The organism is Parvibaculum sp. (genome assembly GCF_035511255.1).
In the GTDB taxonomy this organism is placed as follows: Bacteria; Pseudomonadota; Alphaproteobacteria; order Parvibaculales; family Parvibaculaceae; genus Parvibaculum.
Window position 1 is genome coordinate 1 of sequence record NZ_DATKFR010000089.1, and the last position, 10,664, is coordinate 10,664.

The following is a 10,664-nucleotide window of genomic DNA, read 5'->3' on the forward strand; positions in this document are numbered from 1 at the left end:
CGCCCCAGCGCCTCGCGCCGTTGCTTCGCCTCTTCTTTATTTACTACCATACGAGAAGCCGATTCCGAGGGGGTTCCCCGTTTCCCATTACCTGACGTCATATCAAGAACTCAGCCGCCGTTGCGGCACTGGAGTGAAGCCACAAAAGTTGCGGCGAGATTGAAACTCTTTCCTCGTTCATTGGTTCCCTATTTTGGACTTATTATGTCCGCAAAATGGGGCATCATCTTCCTCCGTCGGAGGAACCGTACAGGGAGTTTAGAAGAATATGTCGCTCGCCCACGAGCTTGGTCCTCACTTGCCTTATCTTCGGCGCTACGCCCGTGCCTTGACGGGGAGCCAGGAACGCGGGGACGCGTTTGTTCGTGCTACTCTTCTGGCCATCGTGGACAATCCGGCCTGCTTTCCCGCCAAGATCGAAGCCAGAACCGGCCTTTATAAGTTGTTCCACACCATCTGGTCGACGGTCAATATAGAGGTCGACAGCGATGGTGTCGCAGGCGACCCTGCCCGGGCGGCGGAAGACCGGCTGAGGCAACTGACGCCTCAGAACAGGCAGGCACTACTTCTGACGGCTATGGAAGGCTTCGCCAATGCGGAGACGGCGCAGATCATCGGCGTGGATGAAAACGCCGTCGACGAGCTTCTCGTGGCGGCGCTGGCGGAGATCGACAGCCAGATCGCGACGAATGTGCTGATCATCGAGGATGAGCCGATCATCTCGATGGATCTCGAGGAAATCGTCAGGGAACTGGGCCACGGCGTCAGCGGCACGGCCGTAACGCACAAGGAGGCGGTTTCAGCGGCGAAACAGCACAAGCCGGGTCTGGTGCTCGCCGATATCCAGCTGGCGGACGGAAGCTCGGGCATTGAGGCGGTGAAGGATATATTGAACGCCGTTTCCGTACCGGTAATCTTCATCACCGCATTCCCGGAGCGCCTCCTGACGGGCGACAGACCGGAACCGACCTTCCTTATCACCAAACCTTTTCAGCGGACGGCCGTCAAGGCGGCGATCAGTCAGGCGTTGTTTCTCAACAGCTCCGTGGCCTTGGCAAGCTGAGTTGCGCGCGGCGCGACGTCGGGGCCGTTCGCCCGGGCCGGTTGAAGACCGGCCCGGCCCGCTACGTGTGGCTGAATGGAACCAGAAGGGAACTCACGCGTTTCTATTCGAGTTCGGTTTGCCGGGCCGATCTATGTCGGCCGGCACGGTCTCCGGATTTCCACATGCGAGAGCCGGTTATCCGCCGCAGGCTAGTCTCCGGTATGGAGTGCGTCGTTGGGAGGGTCATGTTCAGTCGAGATTGGTCACGGAGGCTTCCGGCATTCGGCAGGCAAAGCCGGTTGGCCGGGTCCGGGATGCAGCCCGCTTTCGTCCGGCAGAGCGTCACCGTCGGCGGGAGAGGTCGATGATGCCTTTGTACAGGCGGCTTTCTCATTATTCCGAAATCGGCGAGCAGGATTTCGCTCCGTTGCGGGCTGTGAGAATGCAGCGTCAGTCCGCCCATCGCGGGGAAGACATTGTCGTCGTCGGCGAATTTCCCAAGAATGCCTTCGTCGTCGAGGAGGGGTGGGCCATCCGCTACCAGATGCTCGACGACGGACGCCGGCAGATTCTCAACGTATTGATGCCGGGAGACATGTTCGATCTCCAGGTGTTCGTCGCTGCCGAGCTGGATCATTCGGTAATGGCGGTGACCGATATGGAATTGTCGGTGGCTTCGCCCGCCGAAATTCTTTCCGCCTTGCGCGCCTCGCGTTCGCTCGGCCTCGCACTGTGGTGGGCTGCCGTGCAGGAAGAGGCGATATTGCGCCAGCAGATCGTGCGTAATGGCCGGCAATCCGCGAAGGAGCGCGTAATCCATTTTCTTCTGGAGCTGCATCGCCGCGCCCGCATCGTGGCGGAAGGCGACATGACGGGATTTCATCTGCCGCTCACGCAGACGATCATCGGCGACGCCCTCGGCCTCAGCCATATTCACGTCAATCGCGTGCTCCGGCGCCTGATCGCGGAAGGATACATTAAGAAGGACAAATCGTGGGTCGAACTGGTGGAGCGTGAAAAGCTCGTCGCCCTCTGCGATTTCGATCCGTCCTATCTGCATTTAGAGGCTGTCACGAAGCGCATGCGCTTTGCGGCAAGCATACAGGAAGGCGCCTGATGCGAATTCTGGGCATGATCGACAGGTTGCGGGTATCGTTGTCGCCCGGCATCCGTGTTTTCGTATTGACGATCAAATGGGGAACGAATGGATAGAGACGCGCCGCCCCATCCCGTGAACCATCTTCCAGACGGGGAATTCAAGACGGAGCTCGCCTCGGTTATTCCGCAGTTGCGCGCTTTTGCACGCAGCCTGTGTGGCAACCGGGACATGGCGGACGATCTCGTTCAGGAAACGATGCTGAAGGCTTGGGCGGCGCGCAAGCGCTTCGAGGCCGGCACAAGCATGCAGGCGTGGACGCACACCATTCTCCGAAATCTTTTCCGTTCGCAGATGCGCCGCTCGCGTTTCGTGGGCGAATGGGACGATGCCAAGGCCGAGGAACTGCTGTCCGCCCCGGGAGATCAGGAGCAGCACATGAATCTCTCCGATCTCCAGCGCGCGCTTCTCGAATTGCCTCCGGCGCAGCGTGAGGCGCTGATCCTCGTCGGCGCCGGAGGCTTTGCCTATGAGGAGGCCGCCGAAATCTGTGGCTGCGCGATCGGCACGGTGAAGAGCCGTGTGGCGCGCGCCCGGGCCGCCGTTGAAAAGATGCTGACGGACGGCATGATGCCGTCGCGCACCGATGAGCCGCTTGCGCAAAAAAGCGCGCTCGACACGATCCTACAGGAAGTCGACGACCTTTCCGGCAATTGAGAGTGTCCGCGGATGGACCGTAAAAAAGGGCCCATTTTGTGGGCCCTTTTTCGTTTGAGGTTCCCACGGGGATGTCACACCGGCGGTCGCCGACCGCGCACCACGCCGAAAAGCAGGCTGGCCAGGAAGAGCACCAGGAAGATCACGAAGAGAACCTGAGCGATGCCTGCAGATGTACTTGCGATGCCGCCAAAGCCGAGGACGCCGGCAATGATGGCGATGATGAGAAATGTGACGGCCCACGAAAGCATGAGCACCTCCTTTGAAATTCGCGTTTACGGATGAAAGGCTGTGACGGGACGAGCTAGTTCTTCGCTCTCGCCGCCGAATCCTCGATGCTGGAGCCGGTGGCCTTTACGTCTCTTCCGGCGCCTTCGACGGTGTTGCAGGCAGAAAGACCCGCCGCCGCATAGCTTCCCAACAGGATCAGCAGGGACGCTTTCAGAAAATTTCGTTTCATCATGCTCCTCCGTCTGGCCGACATATCGGCCGGTACGACACATGCCCTGAAGAGATAACGGTCACCCTTCCATTTGTTTCCCACCGAAGCGCTGCAGTCATGCGTGGCGCGCGCCGGAACGATGCCGGCGGGACGACGTTTTCGCAAAACGGGCACTCAAAACGGGCGACCAATGCGAGGTTCTCCAGATGACAACGCACACAGACGGGAAGGAAGCGCAGCGCAATTCGAGCGGCGCGCAGAAAGATGAGCAATACAGCCGCAGCGTCGACGGCGGGACCCAGGAGCCGGTCGCCGGGCATGAACGCGAAGCGATCGACTACGAGCGGGAGGAGCATCAGCCCCAGAAGCGGCGCGATGAAGCGAAGGCGCGGCGAAGCGGCGATCGCTTTGAAACGGAGAAAAAGCCCTGCTGATTCAATGAGCAGATGGAACTTCTGCTGGCAGCGAGGCGTTAACATATCGAAAGCTATTCTCCCGCGGTAATCTCCGGGCCCTCACACATCCGACGAAAACCTCTTGTGCTGGCCGAAGGGGCGCTGCCGCGCAATCCCAAGGGGATAATTGTGCTGCTCCCGTCGCTGCAGAATATAGGCGTCTTCCTCGACGTCGATGGAACCTTGCTTGATCTCGCCCCGCGGCCCGAAGACGTGGTGGTGCCTCAGGGACTGATTGACGATCTCGCGGCCGTTTCCGAAAAGGTCGGCGGCGCGCTGGCCCTTATCAGCGGGCGCAGCATCGCGAGCATCGATCGCCTTTTTCAACCGCTTCGCTTGCGCGCGGCGGGCGTCCATGGCGCCGAATTGCGCAGGGCGGTGGACGGACCGGTCGAGATGGCCGAGGTCGTTTCTCTCCCCGCCGAATTCCGGGCGCGGCTCGCGCAACTGGCCGAGATCTTTCCGGGTGTGCTCGCCGAAGACAAAAAGGCGAGCGTCGCGCTTCACTATCGCGCGTGCCCAGAACGTCGCGATGAGCTCGCCGCCGCGATCGTGTCCGAGCTTGAGCGCACCGGCGATGCGACCCTGGTGGTGCTGCCGGGGCATTTCGTCTTCGACGTGAAACGCAAGGGCTACAACAAGGGCACGGCGCTCGCCGCCTTCATGCGTACACCCGTCTTCAAGGAGAGAAAGCCACTCGTCATAGGCGACGATGTGACGGACGAATATGCCTTTCGCGCCGCCCAGCGGCTCGGCGGCTATGCCTTCTCGGTGTCGCATCCCATGCCGGGTCTTACCGGCATTTTCGACGAACCGGCGCAGGTTCGTGCCTGGCTGCGGCGCGAACGTCTGGAGGCTGCGGAAAGACGGGAGGAGGCGGACCGACCGAACTTTCTGTCGGCCGCACTAGGCGAGCTGCCCGGTCGACGGCGCGCAGGCGCATGACAAAAAGGAAGATGACGATGGAGGGCTCGTGTCGAGATTGATCGTTGTCTCAAACCGGGTGGCGGTGCCCGAACCGGGCCGAACGAACGCGGCGGGCGGCCTTGCGGTCGCCGTGAAGGCCGCGTTGCGCGAGCGTAGCGGCTTGTGGTTCGGATGGAGCGGCAAGCTGTCCGACACGCCCGCGAGCGACCCGCAGATTACCCGCCAGGGCAATATCACCTATGCCGTCACCGATCTGACGCCTGCGGATCTGCAGGAGTATTATAACGGTTTCGCCAATCGCGTGCTCTGGCCGCTGATGCACTACCGCGTCGATCTTGCCGAGTTCTCGCGGTCCGATCTGTCGGGCTATATGCGCGTCAACCGCGACTTTGCCGAGCACATATCCCATTTCCTGAAGCCTGACGACGTCGTCTGGATTCACGATTACCACCTGATGCCGCTGGCGAAATTCCTGCGCGAAAAAGGCCATCGCAACCGGATCGGCTTTTTCCTGCACATCCCTTTCCCGTCGCTGGAAATCATCCAGGCCCTACCGCACCACCGGGAGATTTCGGGAGCGCTGATGTATTACGACATGGTCGGACTGCAGACGGAAAACGACCAGCACAATTTCGGCCGCTACCTGCGTTTCCTCGGTGGCCGCAACCTGCACGATCCGAACCTCTTCGAGATCGGCGGGCGCCGTGTACGCATCGACGCCTTTCCGGTCGGCATCGAGACAGATGCCTTCACGCGGGTTGCGCGCCGCGTCGGACGGCTCGATTTCGTGCGGGATTTCAGGAAGAGCCTTGCCGACCGCCGCCTCATCATCGGCGTCGATCGCCTCGATTATTCCAAGGGCATCAAGGAGCGCATGGATGCCTTCGAGCATTTTCTCGCCGCCAACGAGGACTGGTGCGGCCGGGTGACCTATTTGCAGATCACGCCGAAGAGCCGTTCCGAGGTACGCGAATATGCCGAGATGGAGCGGGCGACGAGCGAGAAGGCGGGCAGCGTCAACGGCGAATATGGCGATGCGATCTGGACGCCGATCCGCTATGTCAACCGCAGCTACGCGCGTCCGGCGTTGGCCGGCCTTTATCGGGTCGCCTGTGTGGGTCTGGTCACGCCGCTTCGGGACGGCATGAATCTCGTCGCCAAGGAATATGTGGCGGCGCAGGACCCCGCCAATCCAGGCGTTCTCGTCCTGTCGCAATTTGCCGGCGCTGCCTTCGAACTTGCGGACGGCGCCCTGCTCGTCAATCCGCACGAAGCCGAAGGCGTCGCGGCGGCGTTGAAGCGCGCTCTCGAAATGCCGCTCTCGGAGCGTCGGGACCGCTATCAGCGCATGATCGGCGTCATCAAGGCGAACGACATCGACCATTGGGCCAATGCGTTTCTCACGCGGTTGTCGAATTGCGACGAATTTGTTCCGTCCGGCGACATGGCGCGCACCTCCCCGAACGTCGTCGCACGGCGGCATTTGCGCCTGACGACGACGAATTCCCCCAGGATTTGAGGCGCCGGCCCTCGCTGGATATCTTCATCCACCGGCCGCGACCTGCTATAGGCTTGGCTGCGCGCATGGTCGCGCACTGAAAAAGCCTCTTGGAAGGTCAGATGGACGTTCGAACGATTTCCGCCGAAGCGCCGGCATGGCCGCGCGCCCGTGTCATGTCGTGGATTTATGGAGGTCTCGGCGCTCTCGCGGTCGCCATGGTGCTCCGATATGCGGTGATCGAGCCGCATGCCATCGGCATCGCCTGCGCCGAGGACCAGGTGCCATGGTGGTGCGTCGCGCGGCAGGGCGTGGTCTGGTTTCATCTCGGCTGGATTTGGGGGGCGCTTGCCCTCGTCGGCGGTCTTTCCGTGACGACGCTGGAATGGCGTCCTCCCGTGCGCCTCGGCATTCTGGTTCTCGTTCTGGCCTTCGCGCTGTCCTACGCCGCCTATCAGAATGTCGGCTTGAACGTGGTGTGGATCTGGGCAGCGCTCTGCATCGTCGCCGCGCTTTTCGTCTATGTCGCGAACACACTCTGGACGTTCCGCCTCGCGCTGGCGATGAGCCTCATGGCGCTCGTCCTCTACAATTCGGACTACGGTGCGGTCGCTCTCGCGCTTACGCTTCTGCGGTTGCCGCGCGCTTGAAGAAAGTGTTGCGGACCGCACCGACGAGAATGCCGAGCCAGGGCAGGGCAAAGAGGAAGTTGAGCAGCACCCAGACCATGGCGTTGACGTTCTGCGGGCCTTCGTTGAAGGCGATGGTGCAGCCCGTCGCGATGAAGAGTGCGGCGAGCACGGCTTCTTCGGGCCTGTCTTCGGGCCGGCGCTTGTGGTCTCCGCGGTTCAGCGCGAGCAGCCCGAGGCTGATCGAGGCAAGGCCGAAAGCGGCAAGCGGGAAGTCGCGATAACGCGCGTCGAAGCTGAGGCCCAGCGATACGACCAGCGCCGAGAAGACGGCAAGCAGATGAACGAGGCCGAGATAGAGCGGCATGCCGAGCGTCGCGCGGTTAGGCGACCGCAGCCATGCGAGCGTCTGCCCGACGGGCAGGGGCGCGAGGCAGCGCCGGCCCCGCACCAGTTCCGGAAGCACGAAGATCACGATACCGAGCGACTGCGCGAAGACGACGAGTTCGGCGATGGCCTCGAGCCCGCTGCGCCAGACGATCCATGAATGTTCCGCTTGCAGGAGAAGCGCGGACCCGGCCACCCCCGCGCCGATGCCGGCGGCAAGCCCGCCGAGGGAATCGGGCTGCCCTCCCGCGCGCGCCACGACGAAGAGAATGAGAAAGGCGAGCACGAAACTCGCATAGCCCTCGAGCTGCCACCGGGGATGGTTCGAAACGGGACCGGTCCACGGGAATTTCGCTTGCCGGTCCGTGGTGAAGACGCCCCAGTGCCCGCCGGCCGTGCCCTCCAGCGCGCGCTTCCACGGCTGGTCGAACGCCTCGATGAGGTTGTAGTCGAGCCCGGTCGCCTGCGCATAGGCCGCGAGGTCGCGCAGATAGCGCGCCTGCGAGATGACTGAGGGAACGGCCTCCGCACGCTCGCGGCCGGCGCTCGGAAACCCCGTCTCGCCGATGAAGATGTCCTTGCCGGGGAACATCGGACCGACTTCCTCGAGCACACGCCGGAGATAGTTGACGCCTTCTTGCGCCGACGTCGGATCGTTTTCCCAATAGGGAAGAATGTGGATGGTGACGAAGTCGACCGCCTGTGCGAGTTCCGGCGGCGCCTTCACCCAGAAGTCGGTGACGTCGGCATAGGTGACGGGCAGGCCGGTCGCCGCCTTCACTTCCTTCAGATAGCCGACGAGATCGTCGGGAAGCTGTTCGCCGCGCAGCAGGACCTCGTTGCCGACGATGATGGCCTTGATGGTCTTCTTATGCGCATTCGCGAGTTTGACGGCCTGTGCGATCTGCATCCGGTTCGTCGCGTCGTTGCGCCCGATCCAGATGCCGAGGAGCACCTGAAGGCCATGCTTTTCGGCGATCGGCACCACCTGGTCGAGACGCTGATCCACGCTGTAGGTGCGCACGCAGTCGGTGACGTTGGAGAGCAGCGCCAGATCTTCGTCGATCCGTGCGGGATCGGCCTTGTAATCCGGGTTGAACGGCGTCTCGCTGCCGCGATAGGGCGTGTAGCTGACGCAATGCACCTTGCCGGCCGGGGCGTCGACGATGACGGCCGGCGCTCCCAGATATTTCCAGATGAGAAGAACCGTCAGCGCCGCCGCGGCGAGCCCCAGAAGGAAAGGGGCGGAGACAAGTTTCATAGCAGGAACTCTTGGTGCCGATGGGGCGGCGCCGATAGGGCGCCGTCTGGGGGCCGGTCGCGAGTCCAATAGCACCGATCCTCGGACGGGATCAATGGTCCCTTCGCACTTGCCACAAATCGAAGCAAAACGGCGCGGAAATCCTCCGCGCCGTTGCGTCGTGTGTGAATTCGGGAAGGTCGTTCAGCTTTCGCGAACCTCAAGGCCGAGGTCGCGAACCTTGCGATAGAGCGTCGAGCGGCCGATACCGAGGCGCCGCGCGACTTCCGTCATGTGACCTTTGTATTTTTCAATGGCGAGACGGATCATTTCGGCCTCTATGTCCTCGAGCTTGCGCACATTGCCGGCCGCATCCGTGATGGCGATGCCGCCGTCGGAAAAGTTGGAGCGGGCAAAGTCGGCAAGCGTATGCCGATCGCCGGTATTCGCGCGAACGGGCTGGGCATAGGGTTCGTAGCGCTCTGCGGGACGCTCGGCGACAAAGGCCGGCTGCGCTGCGGGCGCGCGCGCGGCGACCTGGGCGTAACCTTCGACCATGCTTGCGATCTGCGGAAAATCCGAAACCTGCAACATCTCGCCGTCGCAGAGCACGATGGCGCGGAAGACCGCGTTTTCGACCTGGCGTACATTGCCTGGCCATTCGAACGCGCAGAGCATCGCCAGCGCCTCGCGCGAAATGCCGACGACAGGCTTTCCTTCTTCCGCCGCGAGGCGGCGGATGAAATGCGCGACGAGATCGGGGATGTCGTCCTTGCGCTCGCGCAGGGGCGGAACATGGATCGGGAAAACGTTGAGGCGGTAATAGAGATCTTCGCGGAAGCGGCCTTCCTTCACCATCTGAAGGAGATCTCGGTTGGTCGCGGAGATCAGGCGGATGTCGACCTTGACCGGCTTCTTCGATCCGACCGGATCGACTTCGCCCTGCTGCAGCGCCCTGAGCAGTTTCACCTGCATGTCGAGCGGAAGTTCGCCGATTTCATCCAGAAAGAGCGTGCCGCCGGAGGCTTCCTGAAACTTGCCGGCATGCTTGTCGGTGGCGCCCGTGAAGGCGCCCTTTTCATGGCCGAACAGGATGCTTTCGACGAGCGTCTCGGGGATCGCGCCGCAGTTGACGGTCACGAAGGGTTTGCCCGCGCGTTCGCTCTCGCCCTGGATGGCGCTGGCGATGACTTCCTTGCCGACGCCGGATTCGCCTTCGATGAGGATCGGGATGTTCGACTGCGCGGCGCGTTTGCCAAAGCGCGTGACCTGCTCCATCGAGGTGCTGCGCCCGACCAGATCGGCAAAGGTGAGATGGCCGCTCTGCTTCTTCGTGAGGCGCGAGATTTCGCCGGTCAACGCGTTGACCTTGAGCGCGTTGCGCATCGAGACGTGCAGACGCTCCGGGCTCACCGGCTTGATGACGAAGTCGGTGGCGCCCTCGCGCATGACGTTCACCACCGTCTCGATGCCGCCATGGGCGGTCAGGACGATGACGGGGAGGTTGGGCTTCTGGGGATGAACGCGCTTCAGCACGTCCATGCCGTCGACGCCGGGCATCACGAGATCGAGAATGACCAGCGAGATTTCGGCGCCCGACGGGCCTTCGAGATAGGCGAGCGCGGCTTCGCCCCCATCGACGGGAACGGCCCGATAACCGTCTCTGTTGACGACTTCCTCCAGGATACGGCGCTGCGCCGGATCGTCGTCCACAATCAGGATGGCCTGGGTCATCTTGGGTCGCCTCGAGTTCAAGGGCGCCGCACGCGGCAGCTTGGCGGCCCATAATGGGGCGGATTGGTAAAGACGATCTTAATCCTTCGGTCGGGATCGGTAGTCCTTAATCTCTTTCACACAAGGTCATTTTTATCGAGGCCCAAGCCGGCTGGAAATTGTAACGATCCCGGAATGGTGTTGCCATCGTGTAACTTTTCGGCTGGAACTTAAGCAAATCTGGCAATTCGTATTGATGGTCCCTCGGGTTCCATGCGATGAAAATAGCTGATGGATTACCGGTGGGGTCCGGGCCGCCCGTCGCTATTGTCGGGGGGTAGAGCAAAATAACGACGGAGATTGGGATGAAAATCATATCCCGGCTTATAGCGTTGGGGACCTTCCTGGTGCTGGCTGGCTGCGGCACTTGGACTGCTGAATCGTATCTGCATGAGACGATCAGCGGCGATACCTTCAACGCCTGCCTGGCACGCGAATATCAGGAAAGAGCGACG

Annotated in this window: 11 protein-coding genes; 7 read left to right on the top strand and 4 right to left on the bottom strand. The window is 62.0% G+C overall.

Annotated features, from left to right (window positions below; genetic code table 11):
- The first annotated feature begins 268 nt into the window (after nucleotides 1-268).
- The 3 genes from VMR03_RS03005 (at nucleotide 269) to VMR03_RS03015 (ending at nucleotide 2,858) form a co-directional block, all read left to right on the top strand.
- Nucleotides 269-1,063, top strand: a complete 795-nt coding sequence (locus VMR03_RS03005) for a response regulator (protein WP_325402143.1) — start codon at nucleotides 269-271, stop codon at nucleotides 1,061-1,063.
- Nucleotide 1,064: 1 nt separating this feature from the next.
- Entirely contained in the window at nucleotides 1,065-2,162 is a 1,098-nt protein-coding gene (locus VMR03_RS03010) for a Crp/Fnr family transcriptional regulator (RefSeq protein WP_325402145.1), read from the top strand.
- An 87-nt stretch (nucleotides 2,163-2,249) separates the two neighbouring features.
- A complete protein-coding gene (locus VMR03_RS03015) occupies nucleotides 2,250-2,858 on the top strand; it encodes a sigma-70 family RNA polymerase sigma factor (RefSeq protein WP_325402147.1) in 609 nt (202 codons plus the stop codon).
- A 74-nt stretch (nucleotides 2,859-2,932) separates the two neighbouring features.
- On the opposite strand, the gene VMR03_RS03020 is transcribed toward VMR03_RS03015, so the two are convergent.
- Complete coding sequence (locus VMR03_RS03020; protein ID WP_325402149.1) at nucleotides 2,933-3,109, bottom strand: DUF1328 domain-containing protein; 177 nt, start codon at nucleotides 3,107-3,109, stop codon at nucleotides 2,933-2,935.
- A 53-nt stretch (nucleotides 3,110-3,162) separates the two neighbouring features.
- Nucleotides 3,163-3,321, bottom strand: a complete 159-nt coding sequence (locus tag VMR03_RS03025; protein WP_325402151.1) for an entericidin A/B family lipoprotein — start codon at nucleotides 3,319-3,321, stop codon at nucleotides 3,163-3,165.
- 185 nt (nucleotides 3,322-3,506) lie between these two features.
- On the opposite strand from VMR03_RS03025, the gene VMR03_RS03030 reads away from it, so the two are divergent.
- The 4 genes from VMR03_RS03030 (at nucleotide 3,507) to VMR03_RS03045 (ending at nucleotide 6,830) form a co-directional block, all read left to right on the top strand.
- On the top strand, nucleotides 3,507-3,734 hold the full coding sequence (locus VMR03_RS03030; RefSeq protein WP_325402153.1) for a hypothetical protein: 228 nt from the start codon (nucleotides 3,507-3,509) through the stop codon (nucleotides 3,732-3,734).
- A 105-nt stretch (nucleotides 3,735-3,839) separates the two neighbouring features.
- Nucleotides 3,840-4,700 (top strand): trehalose-phosphatase, encoded by an 861-nt coding sequence (gene otsB, locus VMR03_RS03035; protein ID WP_325402155.1) that lies wholly within the window; start codon nucleotides 3,840-3,842, stop codon nucleotides 4,698-4,700.
- A 28-nt stretch (nucleotides 4,701-4,728) separates the two neighbouring features.
- Nucleotides 4,729-6,201, top strand: a complete 1,473-nt coding sequence (gene otsA / locus VMR03_RS03040) for an alpha,alpha-trehalose-phosphate synthase (UDP-forming) (protein ID WP_325402157.1) — start codon at nucleotides 4,729-4,731, stop codon at nucleotides 6,199-6,201.
- A 101-nt stretch (nucleotides 6,202-6,302) separates the two neighbouring features.
- Nucleotides 6,303-6,830: a hypothetical protein gene (locus tag VMR03_RS03045; RefSeq protein WP_325402159.1), complete on the top strand. Its 528-nt coding sequence runs from the start codon at nucleotides 6,303-6,305 to the stop codon at nucleotides 6,828-6,830.
- On the opposite strand, the gene VMR03_RS03050 is transcribed toward VMR03_RS03045, so the two are convergent.
- Both VMR03_RS03050 and VMR03_RS03055 read right to left on the bottom strand, forming a co-directional pair.
- Nucleotides 6,802-8,457, bottom strand: a complete 1,656-nt coding sequence (locus VMR03_RS03050) for a beta-(1-6) glucans synthase (RefSeq protein WP_325402161.1) — start codon at nucleotides 8,455-8,457, stop codon at nucleotides 6,802-6,804. The genes VMR03_RS03045 and VMR03_RS03050 overlap by 29 nt on opposite strands.
- 183 nt (nucleotides 8,458-8,640) lie before the next feature.
- A complete protein-coding gene (locus tag VMR03_RS03055) occupies nucleotides 8,641-10,170 on the bottom strand; it encodes a sigma-54 dependent transcriptional regulator (RefSeq protein ID WP_325402163.1) in 1,530 nt (509 codons plus the stop codon).
- Nucleotides 10,171-10,664 lie beyond the last annotated feature (494 nt).

What these genes read in the sequence shown, in the direction of transcription:
- VMR03_RS03005 (WP_325402143.1), top strand. Translation starts at nt 269, where the DNA reads ATGTCGCTCGCCCACGAGCTTGGTCCTCACTTGCCTTATCTTCGGCGC.
- VMR03_RS03015 (WP_325402147.1), top strand. Translation starts at nt 2,250, where the DNA reads ATGGATAGAGACGCGCCGCCCCATCCCGTGAACCATCTTCCAGACGGG.
- VMR03_RS03020 (WP_325402149.1), bottom strand. Translation starts at nt 3,109, where the DNA reads ATGCTTTCGTGGGCCGTCACATTTCTCATCATCGCCATCATTGCCGGC.
- VMR03_RS03025 (WP_325402151.1), bottom strand. Translation starts at nt 3,321, where the DNA reads ATGATGAAACGAAATTTTCTGAAAGCGTCCCTGCTGATCCTGTTGGGA.
- VMR03_RS03030 (WP_325402153.1), top strand. Translation starts at nt 3,507, where the DNA reads ATGACAACGCACACAGACGGGAAGGAAGCGCAGCGCAATTCGAGCGGC.
- VMR03_RS03045 (WP_325402159.1), top strand. Translation starts at nt 6,303, where the DNA reads ATGGACGTTCGAACGATTTCCGCCGAAGCGCCGGCATGGCCGCGCGCC.
- VMR03_RS03050 (WP_325402161.1), bottom strand. Translation starts at nt 8,457, where the DNA reads ATGAAACTTGTCTCCGCCCCTTTCCTTCTGGGGCTCGCCGCGGCGGCG.
- VMR03_RS03055 (WP_325402163.1), bottom strand. Translation starts at nt 10,170, where the DNA reads ATGACCCAGGCCATCCTGATTGTGGACGACGATCCGGCGCAGCGCCGT.